The 19,594-nt window shown below is 68.2% G+C and carries 19 protein-coding genes; 11 read left to right on the top strand and 8 right to left on the bottom strand.

Features of this window, described 5'->3' with window-relative positions; translation table 11 throughout:
* Positions 1 to 72 precede the first annotated feature (72 nt).
* Together VZC37_RS17215 and VZC37_RS17210 are read right to left on the bottom strand one after the other, a co-directional pair.
* The gene (locus VZC37_RS17215; protein WP_330433972.1) at positions 73 to 828 is read right to left on the bottom strand and encodes a hypothetical protein; all 756 of its coding nucleotides are present in this window, start codon (positions 826 to 828) and stop codon (positions 73 to 75) included.
* Positions 829 to 971: 143 nt separating this feature from the next.
* Positions 972 to 1,910 (bottom strand): LysR family transcriptional regulator, encoded by a 939-nt coding sequence (locus VZC37_RS17210; protein WP_330433971.1) that lies wholly within the window; start codon positions 1,908 to 1,910, stop codon positions 972 to 974.
* An 83-nt stretch (positions 1,911 to 1,993) separates the two neighbouring features.
* Between VZC37_RS17210 and VZC37_RS17205 the strand changes: the two genes are divergently transcribed.
* Complete coding sequence (locus VZC37_RS17205; protein ID WP_330433969.1) at positions 1,994 to 2,905, top strand: EamA family transporter; 912 nt, start codon at positions 1,994 to 1,996, stop codon at positions 2,903 to 2,905.
* A gap of 502 nt (positions 2,906 to 3,407) precedes the next feature.
* Here VZC37_RS17205 and VZC37_RS17200 read toward each other — a convergent pair.
* Positions 3,408 to 4,655, bottom strand: a complete 1,248-nt coding sequence (locus VZC37_RS17200) for a sensor histidine kinase (protein WP_330433967.1) — start codon at positions 4,653 to 4,655, stop codon at positions 3,408 to 3,410.
* A gap of 3 nt (positions 4,656 to 4,658) precedes the next feature.
* Positions 4,659 to 5,381 carry a response regulator transcription factor gene (locus VZC37_RS17195; protein WP_330433965.1) on the bottom strand — a complete coding sequence of 241 codons (723 nt, stop codon included), beginning with the start codon at positions 5,379 to 5,381 and terminating at the stop codon, positions 4,659 to 4,661.
* A 104-nt stretch (positions 5,382 to 5,485) separates the two neighbouring features.
* Between VZC37_RS17195 and VZC37_RS17190 the strand changes: the two genes are divergently transcribed.
* From VZC37_RS17190 to VZC37_RS17170, 5 genes are all read left to right on the top strand, one after another.
* Positions 5,486 to 6,553 carry an AAA family ATPase gene (locus tag VZC37_RS17190; protein ID WP_330433964.1) on the top strand — a complete coding sequence of 356 codons (1,068 nt, stop codon included), beginning with the start codon at positions 5,486 to 5,488 and terminating at the stop codon, positions 6,551 to 6,553.
* The gene (locus VZC37_RS17185) at positions 6,550 to 7,479 is read left to right on the top strand and encodes a DUF58 domain-containing protein (RefSeq protein ID WP_330433962.1); all 930 of its coding nucleotides are present in this window, start codon (positions 6,550 to 6,552) and stop codon (positions 7,477 to 7,479) included. The genes VZC37_RS17190 and VZC37_RS17185 overlap by 4 nt, the downstream gene beginning before the upstream one ends.
* A gap of 24 nt (positions 7,480 to 7,503) precedes the next feature.
* Positions 7,504 to 8,448 carry a VWA domain-containing protein gene (locus VZC37_RS17180; protein ID WP_330433960.1) on the top strand — a complete coding sequence of 315 codons (945 nt, stop codon included), beginning with the start codon at positions 7,504 to 7,506 and terminating at the stop codon, positions 8,446 to 8,448.
* 10 nt (positions 8,449 to 8,458) lie between these two features.
* Entirely contained in the window at positions 8,459 to 9,451 is a 993-nt protein-coding gene (locus VZC37_RS17175) for a S1C family serine protease (protein ID WP_330433958.1), read from the top strand.
* Positions 9,452 to 9,928: 477 nt separating this feature from the next.
* Positions 9,929 to 10,720, top strand: coding sequence for a crotonase/enoyl-CoA hydratase family protein (locus VZC37_RS17170; RefSeq protein WP_330433956.1), 792 nt, complete (start codon positions 9,929 to 9,931; stop codon positions 10,718 to 10,720).
* Positions 10,721 to 10,723: 3 nt separating this feature from the next.
* On the opposite strand, the gene VZC37_RS17165 is transcribed toward VZC37_RS17170, so the two are convergent.
* Entirely contained in the window at positions 10,724 to 12,133 is a 1,410-nt protein-coding gene (locus VZC37_RS17165) for an alpha/beta hydrolase (protein ID WP_330433954.1), read from the bottom strand.
* Positions 12,134 to 12,271: 138 nt separating this feature from the next.
* Here VZC37_RS17165 and VZC37_RS17160 point away from each other — a divergent pair, with 138 nt between their 5' ends.
* From VZC37_RS17160 to crtI, 5 genes are all read left to right on the top strand, one after another.
* Positions 12,272 to 12,706, top strand: a complete 435-nt coding sequence (locus VZC37_RS17160; protein ID WP_330433952.1) for a nitroreductase/quinone reductase family protein — start codon at positions 12,272 to 12,274, stop codon at positions 12,704 to 12,706.
* Positions 12,707 to 12,809: 103 nt separating this feature from the next.
* Positions 12,810 to 12,965, top strand: coding sequence for a DUF6131 family protein (locus VZC37_RS17155; RefSeq protein WP_330433950.1), 156 nt, complete (start codon positions 12,810 to 12,812; stop codon positions 12,963 to 12,965).
* A 114-nt stretch (positions 12,966 to 13,079) separates the two neighbouring features.
* Positions 13,080 to 13,619, top strand: a complete 540-nt coding sequence (gene idi, locus VZC37_RS17150; protein ID WP_330433948.1) for an isopentenyl-diphosphate Delta-isomerase — start codon at positions 13,080 to 13,082, stop codon at positions 13,617 to 13,619.
* A gap of 5 nt (positions 13,620 to 13,624) precedes the next feature.
* On the top strand, positions 13,625 to 14,563 hold the full coding sequence (locus tag VZC37_RS17145; RefSeq protein WP_431309433.1) for a phytoene/squalene synthase family protein: 939 nt from the start codon (positions 13,625 to 13,627) through the stop codon (positions 14,561 to 14,563).
* A complete protein-coding gene (crtI, locus tag VZC37_RS17140; protein ID WP_330433944.1) occupies positions 14,560 to 16,146 on the top strand; it encodes a phytoene desaturase family protein in 1,587 nt (528 codons plus the stop codon). Before VZC37_RS17145 ends, crtI begins: the two co-directional genes overlap by 4 nt.
* A gap of 9 nt (positions 16,147 to 16,155) precedes the next feature.
* Here the strand turns inward: crtI and VZC37_RS17135 are convergent, their stop codons facing one another.
* The 3 genes from VZC37_RS17135 to VZC37_RS17125 are packed head-to-tail and all read right to left on the bottom strand — an operon-like array spanning position 16,156 to position 19,587.
* A complete protein-coding gene (locus VZC37_RS17135) occupies positions 16,156 to 17,643 on the bottom strand; it encodes a phytoene desaturase family protein (protein WP_330433942.1) in 1,488 nt (495 codons plus the stop codon).
* The gene (locus tag VZC37_RS17130; RefSeq protein ID WP_330433940.1) at positions 17,640 to 18,776 is read right to left on the bottom strand and encodes a glycosyltransferase family 2 protein; all 1,137 of its coding nucleotides are present in this window, start codon (positions 18,774 to 18,776) and stop codon (positions 17,640 to 17,642) included. The genes VZC37_RS17135 and VZC37_RS17130 overlap by 4 nt, the downstream gene beginning before the upstream one ends.
* The gene (locus tag VZC37_RS17125) at positions 18,763 to 19,587 is read right to left on the bottom strand and encodes a carotenoid biosynthesis protein (RefSeq protein WP_330434431.1); all 825 of its coding nucleotides are present in this window, start codon (positions 19,585 to 19,587) and stop codon (positions 18,763 to 18,765) included. The genes VZC37_RS17130 and VZC37_RS17125 overlap by 14 nt, the downstream gene beginning before the upstream one ends.
* Positions 19,588 to 19,594 lie beyond the last annotated feature (7 nt).

Genomic DNA, 19,594 nt, shown 5'->3' with positions numbered 1-19,594 from the left:
TCACGCCCCGATCGAGGCCGCGATCATCACAGCGGCAAGCAATCACAGCGGCGACCAAACCGCGGCGACCGATCACAGCGGCGACGAGGTCCACCATCCCGGATTCGGCGCCATCGGCGGCCAAGGCGAGTCGGTCTGGCCGGGCAGACGAGACGGCACCTCGGCCGGAGCAGCGGCCGCGCACGCATGTTCATCAGCGGTGGTGCGCGGGTAGACCGCGGCGAAGTCGTATCGGGTCACATGCCAGTCGCCGAAGACATCACCGTCGGGCGTCCGTGCGGTCCCGCGGGTGTTGCTCGGTGGGAGAACCCCGCTGCGGCGGAAGTCGATCTCGACCGGCCGTGGCGCGTCGAGGCGAATCGACCACTCACCGTCGGACACCTTGATCGATCGATACCCATAGCGGCACAGGACTATTCGCGTCCAGTCCGCCTCGTCGACGCGACGAAGGCCGGTGAAGAACGCAGTGCCCACACCGGGATTGGTCTCGGTCGTCTCCGACGGGTAGAACTCGACCATCTGCCCGATGTTCGACGGTGCCGCGTCCTCGAATCCGCGGTATCCCCACTCCGCCGAGCGTCCGGCATTCGCCAGCTCGAACGATTCGACGAAGGCACGGACGAAGGTGCCTTCCTGTCCGAACACATCGAACACGCCTCCGGTCAGCCAGCGGAAGGTGACGTCGAAGGAGGCCGGGATGTTCTCGGGCGGTGGCGAAGCGGGCTCCGGAGTCGGAGTCTGTGCCGAGCCCGCGCAGCCGCCGATCGCGAGCGCGGCGACGACCGCCGCGGTGGCCGCGGCGATTCGATGGCGACGTACTCGTCCCATCGGCGGTCCATCCCTTCGGGCGGCCCCCCACTCGGCTTGAGTGCAGGATAGGCGCCCGAGTGAACCCCGAGGCCCCCGCTGTGGCATCGGAACGGCCTAGAAAAGGCAACGAAAGCGACACGGCCGGGCCCGGTGACGACCGACTACCCCGTGGTTGCCCGCAACCGGTGGCGCGGCTCGTCGAGACGCCGCTCGGCTGCGACCTGGGCGAGCACGTCACGAAACGCGACGACCGCAGGGTGGCCGGTGCGTCCGGCCCGGACCGACGTGTACAGAATCCGTTCCGGATCGCCCGGCAGGGCGGCGAGCTGTGCACCGCGCAGGTGTTCGGCGGCGATGAGCGCGGTGACGAACGCCAAGGCATGTCCGGTCCGGACCATCTGCGCATGCAGCAACGGGTCCGGGCCCTCGAGCATCACCCGGGGTTCGAAGCCCGCTCCCCGACAGACGGCCCGCGCCCAGTCGCCGCTGGCGGTCCCCTGCGGGTCCAGGGCCCAGGGTGCGTCGGCCAGATCGGCGATCCGCTCTGGGGTCTGCGCCCATGGACCATGAGAGGGTACGGCGAGGAACAGCGAATCGCGCACGAGGTCGGCGCGGTCGGTTCCGGTTCGCGGCGGGTCGGGCAGGTCGGGGTACTCCTCGCCGAGGATGAGATCGAAGTCGTGAGCGAGCAGGCCGCTGAATGCCGCGTCGACGACGCGCTGCGTGATCTCGACCTGCAGGCCGGGGTAGGTCTCGTTCAGCCGGGTCAGGGCCGGGGGCACGATCTCGAGCGCCACGGACTGGAACGAGGCGACGCGCAACGTACCGCTGACGCTCGGTTGGGTGGCCGCGAGTTCGGCCTCGGCCTGCTCGAGCTGTGCCAGCACCACCTCGGTGTGACCCACCAGGGTGACCGCGTCGTCGGTCAGCCGGACTCTGCGGCCGACGTGCTCGAGCAACGGGACGCCGACCTCGCGCTCGAGCAGCGACAACTGCTGTGAGATCGCTGACGGGCTGTACGACAGCGCGTCGGCGACCTGCGCGAGGGTGCCGCGCAGATGCAGCTCACGGAGGATGCGCAGCCGGGTCACGTTCAGCACCCAACAATGGTAAGAGAATCTGATGGATATCACGCGAAAACATTCACTGGACTGACCGGATTCGGGCGCGTGATGCTGTCAGCATGAGAGCGACGGCGACGACAAGGCGATCGGGTTTCGGCGGCGTGGACCAGACCGGTCCGGCCGTGTTGATGATCCTCGGATCGTGTATCTCGTTGCAGTTCGGCGCAGCCCTCGCCGTTCACCTGTTCCCGCATGTGGGGGCACTAGGGGCGACCGCGCTGCGTCTGGCCATCGCGGCACTGATCCTGCTGGTGGTGATCCGGCCGGACATTCGGCGGTGGACGCGTACGGAATGGAAGGCCGTCCTGGCGTTCGGGATCGCCATCGGCGCGATGAACGCGGCGTTCTACTCGGCGATCGATCGGATACCGCTCGGTGTGGCGGTGTCGATCGAGTTCGCCGGTCCCCTGATCCTGGCCGCCGCGCTGTCGCGGAGCCGCGCCGATCTCGCCTGGGTGTCGCTGGCGGTGGCCGGCATGGGACTGCTGGGATTGGAGGGGGTGCTGCATGCCGACGGGCTCGACCTCGTCGGCGTGGCGTTCGCACTGCTGGCCGGGGCGTTCTGGGCCGGGTACATCCTGACCAGCTCGACTGCGGGTCGGCTCGTGCCCGGCAATGACGGCCTGGCCGTGGCGTTGGTGGTGTCGACGGTGGTCGTGATGCCGCTGGGGGCCTCCGGCGCGGCGGCGGCGTTCGCCGACGTTCGGCTGTTGGCGTTCGCGGCGGCCGTCGCCGTGCTCGCGTCGGTGATCCCGTACTCCCTGGAGTTCGCCGCGGTGCGCCGCCTCCCCAAGCACGTGTTCGGGGTGCTGCTGAGTCTGGAGCCGATCGTCGCCGCAGTGGCCGGCTGGCTGCTGCTCGATCAGTCACTGGGCGCAGTCCGGCTCGGCGCGATCATGCTGATCGTGTTCGCCAGCATGGGCACGACGGTCACCGCATCGCGGGCGCGGCGGCGGATGCTGGCCGGGTGAGGCGTGCGGTTCGCGCGTTGACCGAGTGGGTTTCATCCGTTGATCGAGTAGCCGGTTGCCCCCCGTTGATCGAGTAGCCGGTGAGCTTGCGAGCCGGTGTATCGAGATCGCGTTCTGGCGCGACTGGTTTCGATACGCCACGGGCTCGCAAGCTCGCACGAGGCTACTCAACCATCGGTGGGGTGCGTGGGCAGGCTCCCCTTCCGTTGATCGAGTAGCCGCGCGAGCTTGCGAGCCGGCGTATCGAGATCGTCGTCAGAGCAAGAGGTTTCGATACGCCACGGGCTCGCAAGCTCGCACGAGGCTACTCAACCATCGGTGGGGTGCGTGGTCGGGCTTCCCTCCCGTTGATCGAGTAGCCAGCGAGCTTGCGAGCCGGCGTATCGAGATCGTCGTCTGCGCACGAGGTTTCGATACGCGTGCTCGCCTAGCGGCTCGCAGGCTACTCAACCATCGAAAGGGGCGGCGGCTCGCAGGCTACTCAACCATCGGAGGGGGCGGCTCACCGCTCCCCGAGTGGATCCTGTTCCGGCGGTTGGCCGGAGCGCACCCCGCGGCTCGCGTCGGCGCGGTCGGGCAGCCAGATCACGAAGGTGCTGCCGATATCGAGTCGACTGTGCAGAACGAGTCGCCCTTCGTGCGACTCGACGATCTGGCGGGCGATCGTCAAGCCCAGACCGGATCCGCGGTGTGAACTCGGGGATGTCGAATCATCCACGCGGCGAAAGCGTTCGAACACTCGCTGCTGGTCGGCCTCGGCGATGCCGGGACCCTCGTCCCGGACGGCGATCCACGCCCAGCCCTCGACGCTGCCGGCCGCGATCGTGATGTCCGAACCCTCCGGTGCGAGCCGTAGCGCATTGCCGAGCAGGTTCGTCAGCGCCCGCGCCAGCGACTCCGGATCGGCATAGACCACCGGGCCGGGGGAGGCGTGGACGGCCAGATCGAGCGAGCGTTCCGTGGCCAACAGGACGTGTTCGGCGGTGACGTCGGTGACGAACTCGTGCAGGTCGACGCGCTCGTCGCCGAACGAACCGGAACGCCGGCGTGCCGTGGCGAGCAGGTCGTCGAGTAGGCGGCTCATCCGCGTCGTCTGCCGGGACACGATGGCCAGGGCGTCGGCGCGTTCCTGTGGACTCGCACGGTCGTCGGCGAGGACGGCCTCGACATTGGCCTGGATCACCGCCACGGGATTGCGCAACTCGTGTGAGACGTCCGCGACGAGCGCCCGCTCGGCCCGGAAGGCGGTGTCCAGGCGGTCGAGGAGATTGTCCAGAGTGTCAGCGAGGGTGTGCAATTCGTCGTCGGGGCCGGTGGCGCGGATACGTTGGGACAGGTCGGTGGCCCGCAGGCGGTTGGCGGTGGAGGTGATGGCGTCGATGGGGCGCAGCATCCGGCCCGCGACGAACCACCCCACCAGCAGGCTGATCAGCGAGATCACCGCGAGGGCGATCAACGAGTAGTTGCGCAGCATGTCCAGGGTCGACTGGTTGACGGCTTGCTGAACACTCTCGAGGTCGGCGGCCTGAAACGTCTCGCCGGTCTTGTACATCAGGGTGCCGTCGGACTTGCGTTGGAACTTGCGGACGGTCACCGGGTCGAGCGGGCGGGCGTCGATGCTGTGCTGCAGCGCCAGATACAGCGCGAGCAGGATGAGCCCCGAGATCGCGAAGAGCCACGCCGAGGTGGTCAGCGCCATGCGCACCCGGAGCGTGTGGATCAGCCGCCACGCGGAGCCGACGCCGGCCACCGATCACGAACTCCGCGCCGCGGGAGAGTCCGCGCCACCTGCGGCGCGCAACCGATAGCCGCGCCCGATGGCCGTGTGCAGAACCTGCTCCTCGTCGTCGACGGTCAGTTTGCGACGCAGCGTGCCGACGGTGACCCGGACGGTCTGTGTGAAAGGATCGGCGTGCTCGTCCCAGACGTGTTCGAGGATCTGTTCGGCCGACACCACATGGTCGGGCCTCGACATCAGGAATCGCAGGACCGCGAACTCCTTGAGGGTGAGGTCGACTTCGCGCCGCCCGCGATGGACTATCTGGCGGGCGGTGTCCATGGTGATGTCGCCGACCCGCATCGACGACGAGGCGCCCCGCACCTCACGACGCAACACGGCCCGCAGCCGGGCGGTGAGCTCGGCCAGCGCGAACGGTTTGACGATGTAGTCGTCGGCACCGGCGTCGAGGCCGCGGACCCGGTCGGGGAGAGTGCCCAGCGCGGTGAGCATCACGATGCGCATGTCGGGTCCGGAACGACAGTCGGCATGGGCGTCGCGGACGGCACGGGCCAATTCGAAGCCGTCGCCGTCGGGCAGGGTCACGTCGATCAGCGCCACGTCGTACTCGTTGACCGACAGCCGTTCGCGCGCACCGCGGTACGTCAACGACGCATCCACCGCGTAACCCTCACGTTGCAATGCGATACGGAGAGCGCTGACCAGCCCTTCCTCGTCCTCGACGATCAGCACACGCATACCGCCCCAGCGTAGCGCCGCGCCGGACCTCCGGCCACTGCGCTTTCGGTCCACTTTCGCTCTGTCTTTCACTGGTTTTCGGGGCTGCCTGATGGGGTGATCCCATGACCAACGGAGACGATGAACACCGTTCTGTCCCAGCCGGCCCCGGCGGCCAGGCGCACCTGTCGACGATCACCGCGCCGTCGTCGGGCGCCATCCTGGAGCGAGCGCTGTTCGAGATGAAGCGCGTCGTCGTCGGACAGGACGAGATGCTCGAAAGGCTGCTCGTCGGACTCCTGGCTCGGGGTCACATCCTGCTCGAAGGTGTCCCCGGCATCGCCAAGACCCTGGCGGTGCGGACCGTGGCGGGGGTGGTCGGTGGGACCTTCCGTCGCCTGCAGTTCACCCCGGATCTGATGCCCGCCGACATCGTGGGCACGCGGGTGTGGCGGCCGTCGACCGAGTCGTTCGACATCGAACTCGGTCCGGTGTTCGGCAACCTGGTACTTGCCGACGAGATCAACCGCGCCCCGGCGAAGGTGCAGTCGGCGCTGCTCGAGGCGATGGCGGAAGGTCAGGTGAGCATCGGCGGGACGACGTTCGACCTGCCCCGCCCGTTCCTCGTGCTGGCGACGCAGAACCCGATCGAGACCGACGGTGTCTATCACCTGCCGGAGGCACAGCGCGACCGGTTCCTCATCAAGGTCGACCTCGGTCATCCCAACGAACTCGACGAGATGGAGATCCTCGCGCGGATGGGCACCCGTCCGCCGCGGGCGTCGCAGATCCTGTCGGTCGACGACGTGCTCGCGTTGCAGGAGACCACCGAGGACGTATTCGTCCACCACGCCGTCGCCCACTACATCGTGCGGTTGGTGATGGCCACGCGCAGCCCGGGCGCGTACGGGGTTCCGGGCATCGAGCCGATGCTCGAGTACGGCGTCAGCCCGCGCGGCTCGCTCTCCCTGCTGGCTGCCTCGCGCGCGCTCGCCCTGATCCGCGGCCGCGACTACGTCCTGCCCGACGACGTGCGCGACATCGCCGGAGACGTCCTGGCGCATCGTCTCGTGCTGACCTTCGACGCCGTCGCCGACGGCGTCCCACCCCGGTGGGTGGTGGATCAGGTCCTCGCCGGGGTCGCCGCCCCGCAGATCGCCTCCCGCGACGACACCACGGAGGCCGCGTCGTGACCGACAACCCCTTCCGGACGCTCGACCTGGCGGTGCGGCGACGGCTGGACAGCCTCGTCCCGGGTGACCACGACAGCTCCCGGCTCGGTGCGGGTTCCGAACCCGAGGAAGTGGTGCGTTACCAGCCCGGCGACGACGTCCGGAGGATCGACTGGAACATCACTGCCCGCTCGGTCGACATGCACGTCTGGCGTCCGCGCGCCGACAACCAGCTCGACACCTGGGTGCTGCTCGACCTCTCGCCGAGCATGGCGTTCGGCACCGTCACCGGCGAGAAGCGGGACCTGGCCGCGCAGGTGGTCTGGGCGATCGGCGAACTCACCGACGCCCCGGGCAACCGGATGGGTATCGCGACACTCTCGCCCGACGGCATCAACTGGGGTCGCCCGGACCGGTCGCGCTTCGCCGCGCACCGCTGCGCGCGACTGCTCGACGCGGTCGACCATCGCGAGGGCACTGCGCCCCCGCTCGCCGACGCGGTCGATGCGTTCGCGCGGCGGTATCGACGAACCGGTCTGCGCATCGTCATCTCCGACTTCATCGACCCCGACGGTCGGCACGAAGAGCCGTTCGATTGGCAGCTACCGCTTCGACATCTGGCGGCGCGGCACGACGTGATCGCCGTCGAGGTGACCGACCCTCGTGAACGCGAACTTCCCGACGTCGGGTCCGTGGTGCTCGCCGACCCCGAATCAGGCCGGCAACGGCACGTGTGGACATCCGATCGTGGGCTCCGCGAGAAGTACGCCGCGGCCGCCATGGAACGCGAGCAGGCCATTCACCGGGGACTGATCGGCACCGGCGCCGAACATCTTCGTGTGGACACCGGTCGCGACTGGCTGCGCGACCTGGCCGCCTTCCTCCGCGGTCGACGCCGCACCGCCCACACCGTCGGCCATCCCGGGCGCAACAGACACACCCGTTGAAGCACACCCGCTGAAGGGCGTCACATGACTTTCCTGTTCCCATTGGGCCTCCTGGTCCTCGTCCCGGTCGTCGCGCTGGCGGCCGCCTACCTGGTGATGCTGCGTCGGCGGCAGCGCTACGTCGTGCGCTATGCGGCATTGCCGTTGCTGGACAAAGTGATCCCGGAACGCCCGCAGTGGCGACGACATCTGCCGGCGGCGCTGTTGTTGGTTGCGCTGGCGCTGACCGGACTCGCGGTGGCCCGACCGGAACTTCCGGTGCGGGTGCCCTACGAACGCGCCACGATCGTCGTCGCGATCGACACCTCGGAGTCGATGCGGGCACAGGACGTCGAGCCGGATCGGATGACGGCTGCGCTCGACGCGGCTGGGGAGTTCATCGAGCAGCTGCCCAACACGTTCAACGTCGGAGTGGTCACCTTCGCCGGCACCACCACCGTTGCGCACCCGCCGGACACCGATCACGCGCAGGCCCGGCGGACGCTGCAGACGGTCAGCACCGATTCGCGGACCGCGATCGGCGAGGGCGTGCTCACCTCGCTCGATCAGATCCGCAGCGTGGTCGGGCCAGGTCAGGAAGAACTGCCGGCACATATCGTGCTGCTCTCCGACGGGAGCAACACCAGCGGCCGGTCGCCGGAACTGGCTGCGCAGGAGGCCGCGGCCGCGGGGGTGCCGGTGTCCACGATCGCCTACGGCAGTGAGAACGGGACGCTGAACAACGGCTTCTATGCCATCCCCGTCCCGGTCGACGCCGCCGCGCTCGCCGATCTGTCGGAGGCGACGGGCGGGCGCAGCTATGAGGCCGCCAGCAGTGACGAGCTGCAGGACGTGTACCGGGAGATCGGGTCGTCGATCGGGTGGCGGACCGAGCAACGTGAGGTGACCCCGTTTGTCGCGGGAATCGCGTTGCTGGTCGGCCTCATCGCCGCCGCCTTCTCCCTCCGCTGGTTCTCCCGACTGATCTGAGGACAGACAGATGACGCGCTCACAGTTCGACCTAGGCCGACCGGCCGGGCCGGATTTCCTGCCCCTCGACAACGTCCTGGCAAGCGGGCAACACGGCGTCGATCCCCCGGCGCCGGTGGAGAGTCCCCGGCCGCGTCCGATCGCGCCGCCGCCGACCCGTATCCAATCCGACCACTACTCGTCGCCGGCGGTTCCGTCGTCGCCCGATCTCCCGGAAGATCCTGGGGGACAGGCGAGTGCGCCGGGCACCGATGGCGGTGCCCGGCGGTCCGGGCGGACTGCCATCCTCGTCGTCGGCTGCTTGCTCGCGGGTGCCATCGCCGGTGGCGGTGCCGGGCTGATCGCGAGCTCGGCGTATGCACCGGGCGGGTTCGCATCGTCGGAGCCGGCGGCCGCGGCCGGCGCGACTGACGCACAGGGGGCCTCGACGACGCTGCTGCCGAGTGTGGTGCAGATCCGTGCCGGTGCGGCCCGCGGGTCCGGCTTCGCGATCGACGACGACGGGCACATCATGACCAACCACCATGTGATCGCTGGAAACAATCGGGTCGAGGTCCAACTCGCCGACGGCCGGGTCGTCGGCGGCACGGTGCTCGGCAGCGATCCGGCGACCGACATCGCGGTCGTCGAGATTCCCGGTGCGGCAATTCGTTCTGCCGATCTCGGGATCAGTGCCGGACTCCGCATCGGGCAACCCGTGATCGCGGTCGGATCACCGTTGGGGCTGTCGAGCACGGTGACCGCCGGGATCGTCAGCGCGGTCGACCGGTCGGCAGGGGTCGGCGGTCCGGGACGGCCGAGGCAGCCGATGATCCAGACCGACGCCTCCATCAATCCCGGTAACTCCGGTGGCCCGCTGGCCGACCTGGACGGCCGGGTCGTCGGCGTCAACACGGCCATCGCCACGGTCGGTGGCGCGGAGTCCGGCAACATCGGTATCGGTTTCGCGGTACCGATCGATCGGGCGATGCAGATTGCGGCGCAGATCATCGCGACCAGCTAGGGTCGGCCCGGTGATCGAGCAGCCGCGCGCCCCTCCGTTGATCGAGTAGCCGCGCGAGCTTGCGAGCCGGCGTATCGAGATCTCCGCTGGTGCAGATGGTTTCGATACGCGTGCTCGCCTAGCGGCTCGCAGGCTACTCAACCATCGGTGGGGGTGTCGGGTCGGGCCCCCCTGTTGATCGAGTAGCCGGGCGAGCCTGCGAGCCGGCGTATCGAGATCTCTGCTGGTTTAGATGGTTTCGATACGCGTGCTCGCCTAGCGGCTCGCAGGCTACTCAACCATCGGGGGGCGCCCCCTGTTGATCGAGTAGCCGCGCGAGCTTGCGAGCCGGCGTATCGAGATCTCCGCTGGTGTAGATGGTTTCGATACGCGTGCTCGCCTGGCGGCTCGCAGGCTACTCAACCATCGGTGGGGTCTCAACCTTCGGGGGCGTGAGGGGGCTTCTGCGCCCGCGGCGGAACCGATACAGTCCGAGAGATGACTGCACCTGCAGGTGAATACACATCGATCCGCGTCGAGACCGCGGAGCGTGTCACCACGATCGCCATGATGCGTCCGGAACGGCGCAACGCGGTCGATGGCGAGATGGCCGCGGAACTCGCGCACGCGTTCCGGGCATTCGACGAAGATTCCGACGCGGATGTCGCGGTGCTGTGGGGTAGCGGCGGATACTTCAGTGCCGGAGCCGATCTCAAGGCAGCAGGCACGCCGCGGATGAACCGGGTCGCGACGTCCGGCGACGGCCCCATGGGGCCGACCCGGATGAACCTGTCCAAACCGACCATCGCCGCCGTCGAGGGTTACGCGGTGGCCGGCGGACTCGAACTCGCCATCTGGTGTGATCTGCGGGTCGCTGCGTCGGATGCCGTCTTCGGTGTCTTCTGCCGGCGGTGGGGCATCCCGTTGATCGACGGCGGAACGGTACGCCTGCCACGGCTCATCGGCATGAGCCGTGCCATGGACATGATCATCACCGGCAGACCGGTGGACGCCACCGAGGCCGAGCATTTCGGACTCGTCAACCGGATCGTCGAACCCGGCCAGAGCCTGGCCGCCGCGCAGGAGCTGGCGCGAGCGCTCACCCAGTTCCCGCAGACCTGCATGCGCAACGACCGGCGCTCGGCATATCTCCAGAACGGTCTGACCGAGGCGGACGCGATGGCCCGCGAGATCGAGGTCGGGATCGATTCGTTGCGGGCGCACGGCTACGACGGCGCACAACGATTCGCCGGCGGAGCAGGTCGGCACGGCGACTTCTCCGAGATCTGACAGCTACTCGTCGTCCGACGAGGCCGCGGGATCCGGGGACTCAGAGGTGTCGGCGGTCGTGCCCTGCTCGTCGCCCGAAACGCTGTCGGCGTCGTCCACGGTCGCGGTGTCAGTGGTGGCGACCGCCTCGTCGTCGACAGAAGTAGGCGCGGAAGTCTCTGGTGCGCTCGGTGTCTCGGTTGCGTCGGTCGGCTCGTCGGTGGGTGCCGTGGCAGTGATCGGTGACGGGTCCGGAACGGGCGTCGTCGCCTCGGCCGCGCTTTCCGGCGGAGCCTGCGTTGTCGTCGTCGGGGTGACCGAGGGCTCGGCAACCGCCGAAGTGGACTCGGAAACGTTTGTTGCGGAAAGGGTTACGGGATCATTCGAGTCCGAAACGGTCGAGTCAGTCACCGACGGTGCCTGCTCGTACTTGCCGAGTGCGTCCTCGAGGCGGTCGGCCTCTTCCTCATCGGTGCGAATCCACCGGTTCCAGGTGTGCGCACCATCGGTGTAGATGAACTCCACGGGGAGATCGAAAATAGCTGCCTGCGCATTGAGCAGGACCGCTGACGCGAACGAAGCGACCTCCAGGACGACGCCGATGGCGACGTGGGCGATACCGCCCTGCGCGATCATCTCGTCCCATTCGTCCTGCGAGGCGACCAGACCGTTCCCGGTCGAGATGATGATGGTCTGACCGTTGGCCTTCGCCTCATCGAGGCGGGACGCGACGTCGTTGTCGGCCCATGTGTTGCCGGCCTGAAACGGGTTGCCCCACATGGCGTCGAAACCGTTGGAGATGCCGTGGCGTGTGGCGAGGATGAACGGGACCGCGAGGTATCCGAGGAGATTGTCCGTCTGGTAGTACCCGGATCGAGACACCGCCACGGAGAACACGTCGGGATACTTCAGCGCCAGGTTGATCGCCTGCCCGCCGGAGATCGACAGTCCCGACACCGCGTTTCCGGAGGTGCTGATGTCGAAACTCTCGTTCAAGAACGCCGGGAGTTCCTCGCCGACAAAGGTTTCCCACTGTGGAGTGAACTCGCCACCTTCATAGGTGGTGAGCGGATTGCCGTCGGTGTCGACGGGCGTCGACTGCCAGTTCGACGACCACGTGTTCGCGGAATCGGGAATCGCCACGAGGTTGTACTCGGTGCTGTACAGATCGCCCCTGCCGTTGGTGCTCGGGTCGCTCAGCGACCCCAGGAAGTAGACGGCCTGTTCGGACTCGCCTGCCTGCTTGTCGGAGGGGCGGACCTTCACCGTGACGGACGTTTGCATCGACTCCGACCACACCCAGCAGGTCTGGATGTTCTGCGCACGCTCGGACTCGTTGACGTACGCGCATCCGGATCGAACTGTGGTCGGATCGACCGCGAATGCCTGCCCGGCGGTGGCTGCGGCGAAACCCACGGCTGTCGCAAGAGTCACGGCCGCAAGGGTCCGGCGACGGGCGCTCAGAATCATTAGGTGAGCCTAACCAATCTGTGTCCGATGTGAGAACTTCGGGTACCACTACCGGGCCGGTACGGCTGCGCGGCCTGACGGCGGGGCTTCTACCCTGTCGGTATGCCGAGCCTCTTCGTCCGCACCCTGCAGGTCCATCAGTGGCTCTACGAAAACTCAGACGGTTGGGTCGGGCATCGGTTGCTGATGGGCAACCCGACGTTGTTGCTGCGCCATACGGGCAGCCGTACCGGGCAGCGGCGCACGTCGGCGCTCACCTACGCCGTCGACGGCGATGCGTACCTGGTGGTGGCATCGAACGGAGGCTCCCCGCGACCGCCCGCGTGGCTCGGCAACATCACCGCCGACCGGCGCTGCGAAATCCAGGTCGGGCGCCGTCGGGTTGCGGTCACCGCCCGACCGACATTCCCGGATGACGGGGATTACGCGCGTCGTTTCGACCTCGTCGACGAGGTGAACAAGGGCCGATATGCCGGTTACCAGCAGAAGACGTCGCGCCCGCTCGCGATCGTCGAACTCACTCCCGACACGCGCTGATCACGAGATGGGAAATCGGACATGATCGAACAGTGCGGCGAGTACGGTGAAAAAGCTTGCAGCAGCGTCGAGCAGTCCGTCCACCGACCAACGGAGGTTGGCCGTGATCATTCTCGGCATCATTTTGCTCGTCCTGGGTTTCATCTTCAGCATCCCGATTCTCTGGACGATCGGCATCATCCTGATCGTGGTGGGAGCGATCCTCGCGGTTCTCGGGGCCACCGGGCGCGCCGTGGGAGGACGCAAGCACTTCTACTGATCGCGGGTCCCGCGGGTTCCGCGGTCCGGTCTCCATCCGTTTCGCCGGCGGCAACGAAGAATGGTGCGTATGCGGCGGCAGCCGCAGCACTGCGCAGCGAACGGAGGGCGGCCGATGACCGATGATCTCGTGGTGCTCGTCGACGCCGAGCGCAGGCCCCGCGGCACAGCGCCGCGGGGCAGCGTGCACGGCAGCGACACCCCACTTCACCTGGCATTCTCCTGTCATGTGGTGGACGATTCCGGTCGTATTCTGATGACCCGCCGCGCACTGGGTAAACGGACGTGGCCGGGGGTCTGGACCAACTCCTTCTGCGGTCATCCGCGGCCCGGTGAATCCGTCGAGGACGCGGTCCGTCGATACGCTCCGCGGGAACTGGGCTTCGAGATCAATGGTCTCGAGTGTGTCCTGCCCGACTTCTCGTACCGCGCCACCGACGCCGGCGGGGTCGTGGAGAACGAAGTGTGCCCGGTCTATCGGGCGCGGCCAGTCGGCCCTCCGATCCCGAATCCCGACGAGGTGATGGACTTCGTCTGGGCGCCCATCGAGGATGTCTGGGCGTCGGCTCGACGGACGCCGTGGGTGTTCAGCCCGTGGTTCGTCGATCAGGTGCACGCACTGGGCTCCGACCCGTATCGCGGGATCGGCGGGTGATGGCGATGACCTCGACCGCCGACCGCGCCGCCGACACCGACGCCGCGCTGCCCTACCGCCATTACGACGCCGTTGCCGAGCAGAGCGCGGCACTGGTCATCCGCTCGTACTCGTCGTCGTTCGGCCTGGCATCCCGCCTACTGACCGCGTCGGTGCGCCGCGACGTGCACAACATCTATGCCCTCGTGCGGGTCGCCGACGAGATCGTCGACGCGCCCCGACCGGGACAGTCGGTTGAGCAACGTCGAATGGCGCTCGATGCGCTCGAAGCAGAAACGCACAGTGCGATGGCGTCGGGCTCGAGCACGAACCTGGTTGTGCACGCGTTCGCGCGAACAGCACGGCGGACCGGCATCGACTCGGCGCTGACCACCCCCTTCTTCGCGTCGATGCGGACCGACCTCGACCGCGCCGGGCATGACGCCGACAGCCTGGCCACCTACATCTACGGCTCCGCAGAGGTCGTCGGATTGATGTGCGTGCATGCGTTTCTCGCCGACGAACCGCACCGCAAGGCGCGCTATGACCAGCTTGCGCCCGGCGCCCGGCGACTCGGTGCGGCCTTCCAGAAGATCAACTTCTTGCGCGACATCGGCGACGACAGCAACGAACTCGGACGCCGCTACCTCGTCGGACTCGACCCGGAACGTCCATCGGCGCAGGCATGGCACGGCTGGCTCGACGACATCGACCGCGACCTGGACTGTGCGGCGCAGACGATTCCGCTGTTGCCCAGTGGGACTCGTGTCGCGGTCTGCACGGCCCACGATCTGTTCGCCGAACTCGCCGACCGGTTGCGTGCGACAGCTCCAGAGGTGGCGTGCCGGCAGAGGGTCCGTGTGCCGGGGCCGGTGAAGGCGCGGATCGCGGGAGCCGCCGCGTTGCGGAGGGGACTGCCACGACGATCCGGTTCACGCCGATCCGGTCAGGCGGGACGATCATGACCGCCACCGCCAAACGGATCGTCGTGATCGGTGGTGGCGTCGCAGGTCTCGCCACGGCCGCGCTGTTGGCCGAGGATGGCCACCGCGTCGAGGTGATCGAGAAGAACGATCGTCTCGGCGGTCGTGCCGGATCGTGGGAGTCGAACGGATTCCGGTTCGACACCGGCCCGTCGTGGTGGTTGATGCCGGAGGTCTTCGACCACTTCTTCGAGATGCTGGGAACATCCACCTCCGAACACATCGATCTCCTGCGCCTGGAGCCCGGCTATCGCGTGTTCTTCGAAGGTATCGCCGACAGTGTCGACATCAGCGGCGACGCGGACCGTAACCGGGACCTGTTCGAGTCTCTCGAACCGGGTGCCGGGCACAAATTCGACGACTACCTGGCATCGGCGCGACGCGCCTACGACATCGCGGTCGAGCGTTTCCTGTACACCAACTTCGACTCGGTCGGGGCGTTCGCGGGACGGGAAGTCCTCGGCAATGTGGGGCAACTCGCTGGACTGCTGACCCGATCGCTGGACTCCTTCATCGCATCTCGATTCCGGGACAACCGGATTCGGCAGATCCTCGGCTACCCGGCGGTGTTTCTGGGAGCCTCGCCCGACCGTGCGCCGGCCATGTATCACCTGATGAGCGCCCTCGACCTCGCCGACGGCGTCCGCTACCCAGACGGGGGATTCGTCCGGCTGCCCGAGGTGCTGGAGAAGTTGGCCGTGGATCGCGGCGTGGCCGTGCACAGCTCGACGGCAGCGACCCGGATTCTCACCCGGCCGCGAGAAGGAACATCTCGCTTCGCCTCGCGTCGCCACACGGTGACCGGCGTCCGCGTCCGCGATGCTGCCGGTGTGGAACGCGACATCGCGGCCGAGGTGGTGATCGGCGCCGCCGATCTCCATCACGTGGAGACCACGATGCTGCCGCCGAAGCTGCAGACCTTCGGCCAGAAGTGGTGGGACAACGCGACATCCGGTCCGGGTGCGGTGCTGGTCTATCTCGGTGTGCGTGGTCGGGTGCCCGAGCTGGCTCATCACTCGCTGTTCTTCGCCGCCGACTGGAACACCAACTTCGACGCCATCTTCGAAACGCCGACCCGGGTACCCGATCCCGCATCGCTGTACGTGTGTCGACCCTCGGCGACGGACGCGTCGGTCGCGCCCGATGGTGACGAGAACCTCTTCATCCTGGTGCCGATCCCCGCCGACCCGGGCCTCGGCTCCGGTGGCGTCGACGGCGCCGGCGCCCCGGCGGTCGAGGAGGTCGCGGACCGGGCCGTGGATCTCGTCGCGGAGTGGGCGGGTGTGCCCGACCTCGCCGACCGTGTGATGGTGCGGCGGACCGTCGGGCCGGCCGACTTCGTCGCCGACCTCAATTCGTGGCAGGGCGGGGCCTTGGGGCCCGCACATACCCTGCGGCAGAGCGCATTTCTCCGTGCCACCAACCGGTCCCGCAAGGTGGACGGCCTCTACTACGCGGGCTCGAGTACCACACCGGGCATCGGTCTACCGATGTGTCTGATCAGCGCCGAACTGGTTCGCAAGCGGTTGCGCGGCGACCGGTCGGTGACGCCGTCCCACACCTGACCGCCCGGTCTACGCCGGCCCGATGAGCCCCGCGACGATCTTCGCCGACAACATCACCAGCGGCAATCCGCCGCCCGGATGAGCCGAGCCGCCCACGAGATAGAGGCCGGGGATCGGAGAGGCGTTGCGCGGACGGAGGAATGCGGCCCGCGCACCATTGGACGACGAACCATAGATCGAGCCACCCGGGGTGAGCGTGCGCCGCTCCAGGTCGGCGGGGGTCAGGATGATGCGGTGACGGATCGAACCCCGGACATCGAGTCCGCGGTCAGCCATGACCTGCAGAATGTGGTCCGCATACGATTCGGCGAGACCGGTTTCATCCCAGTCCATCCCGCCTGCGGGATCGTGCCGGGGTGCGTTCACCAGCACGAACCACGAGGCATTTCCCGGGCCCGGGACGATCGCGGGGTCGTCGGGCGCCGAGATGTACACCGTCGGCCGGTGGACGGGACGCGCCGGTCCGCCGCGCCCGAACACCGCATCGAATTCCGCGTCGTAGTCCTCGGCGAACAGCACCTGATGATGCGGGACATCGGACGGTGGATCGTCGAGGGCGAGCAGAAGGACGAACCCGGCCAGTGACGGTGTGGCCTTCCGGGTGCGCGCCGCCACGCGGGCCGCCGTCGGGCCGGACAGCAGCTTCTCGTACACCTGGCGGGCGTCGGCGTTCGCGACGACGAGGTCGGGGGCCCGCACGGTGCCGTCCCCGAGCCTCACGCCACACGCACGCCCCGATGCGTCCGTTCGGATCTCGTCGACCGCGACCCCCAGCTCGAGGTTTCCCTCGAGCTCAACGAAACTGTCCCGCAACACCTCTGCGATCCGGCCGAGTCCTCCGTCGACATACCAGGAACCCCACGCCTGCTCGGTCCACGGCACTGCGGCGAGCGCGGCCGGCGCGGCCCGCGGATCGGACCCGCTGTAGGTGGCGTAACGGTCGAGCAGCATCGTCAGACGCGGATCGTGCAGATACCGTCGGCCCAGGTCCCGCAGGGTGCACCACGGTGCGATGGTGGTGAGGTCGGATGGGCGGGATGCGCGGATGAGTGTGCCCGGACCGACAGGTGACTCGAGGAACGGCTCCCGCGATGCCGCCCAGATATCCCGGGCACGAGCGAGGAAGCTGCACCACTGGTCGCCGGTTCGGTGCCCGAGAGCTGCGTCGAGCGCGCCGGGGATCCGATCGAGCTCGCCGGGCATGTCGAGGATCGTGCCGTCCGGAAACCGGTAACGGGCAGCCACATCGAGCCTCGACAGCGATAACACGTCATCGGTTCGTCGCCCGGCGGTAGCCAGCAGCTCGCGAAGAATGTGCGGCATCGTCACCAGGGAGGGCCCGGTGTCGAAGACGAATCCGTCGTGTCGGATCACGCCGAGCTTCCCCCCGACCGCGTCGGCCTGCTCGAGCACCGTGACCCGATGGCCTGCCGCCCGCAGTCGCAACGCCGCGGCGAGGCCGCCGACCCCGGCGCCGACGACCACGATGTCGCTCATCGCGCCGACCCCGACAGCCCGCGGCCCTTCCACGTCAGCACACCCCGCCGCCGTGCGATCGCCGAATCCGCGGTGAGCACGGTGAATGCGACGATCGACACCGGGTGGGCCAGGACGTCAGGCCAGCAACGTCCGCCGGTTCGCGCGGCCGTCACCGCACGTGACGTGACGGCGGCAAGATAGCCCAACAGTCCGATCCGCGAACCGCACAACGCAGCGATCGGCGGCACTGTGTACAGCAGATTCAGCAGCACGACCACGGCGACAGTTCCCGCGGTCGACCCGAACGCCGACCAGAGCGATTTGCGGTAGCCGGCCCGCACCTCGCGCCATCCGTCGTACATCCGGCAGGTCGCGACCTCGCTGCCCTCCGCGACCACACCCCGACCACCAGATCGCTTGAGCGCGCGCAGGAGCGCGATGTCCTCGAGAACATCGTCGCGTACTGCCGCGTGACCGCCGGCGCGGCGATATGCCGCCGCGTCGACAATCAGCAACTGCCCGTTGGCCGCCGACAGCGAGGGGCGCGACGACCGTTCGGCGAGCCGCAGCGGCAGTGTGCTCATCCACGACCACTGCAGCAGTGGCTGGACGAGCCGTTCCACGACGCCCGTCGTCAGCTGACGTGGGTACGGGCAGACGAGGTCGAGGCCCGCAGCGCGCAGGAGCGCGACGGAATCCACGAACGCGTGGGGCGCGACGCGGACGTCCGCGTCCACGAAGACGTAGACGCCGTCGCCCGGGGCCTGGCGGGACAGCTGCTCACACGCCCAGGGCTTGCCGAGCCAACCGGGTGGCGTCGGGGCACCGTCCAGGGCCTCGACGCAGCCGTGCCGGGCCACGAAGTCCGCGAGTACTCGATCGGTGCCGTCGGCGGACTCGTCATCGAGAACCAGCACTCGAGCAGGGCCGCGCCATCGGTCCACCGCGTCGAGAACTGCTGTCAGGCAATCGTTCAGGTGGTCGACCTCGTCGCGCACCGGGAGCAGCACGGTCAGCGGCTCGGCACCGGGCGCCGATGCCGGATCGGGCCGACGAATGCGACGCGCGTTGTCGATCGTCAGTGCCAGCGATGCGATGGCACCTGCTGCGGCGGCACCGATCACCCACCGGCCGATCTCAGATACTCGCACGGGAGCCCTCCCGGACCAGCGAGATCACCAGGGGCACAGCCACCAGCCCCATGACAACGCCGCCGACGACGGCCACCGGCGGCCGACCGAAGAACACCGCATGCGCGATCACCGACGAGAAGTAGGTCCACAGATAGATCGCGATGGGCACGAGGTCTGCAGCCGCGCCGATAGACCCACGGTCGTCACGGCCGGCCGGACCGATCAGACGGTCCAGCACCGTCATCATGAGGAACGAGACCAGCAGCCATCCGGCGAAGTTCGTCACCGGGATGCCCTCTACGCCGGGAAGTGCAGGTTCCGGGTCGGCCCACCGCCAATGCCCTTGGTCCACCATCTGGGGATCGAGAAAGACGTCCCAGGCCGTCAGCGCCCACGCGCCGACAGCGACGGTCGCCCACCGGCGCGCGCCGACGAGCTGCCGTGCCGCGCACAAGGCCGGCCACGCCATCATGATCCACGCGAGCGGCACCAGGACGGGAACACCGAGCACCTCGAGACCGAGAGTGCCCGTGTACTCGTACGACCCGAACGGGAATCCGGTGTGCACCCCCACGGTTTCGGCAAGCAGACCACCCCCGCCCGCGACGACGACGAGGACGACTGCAGCACGGAGCCCACGACTGCTCAGCACGTGCGCAACAACGGCTGCGGTCAACAACACCACGCTCGCGACGGTCAACGCCGGTGTGCCGCCGTCGGTGAACGGGAAAGCGGTCTGCACGAGGAACGCACAGCCGAACAGAATCCATGCAGCCGCGAACCGGCGCTGGTCGGCACCTGTCGTCGGCGCGGTCGTCGCCCGGGACATGAACGGG

The organism is Gordonia sesuvii (genome assembly GCF_036350415.1).
In the GTDB taxonomy this organism is placed as follows: Bacteria; Actinomycetota; Actinomycetes; order Mycobacteriales; family Mycobacteriaceae; genus Gordonia; species Gordonia sesuvii.
Note: the sequence above shows the minus strand (reverse complement) of the source record. Positions and strands in the feature narration are given on the sequence as shown.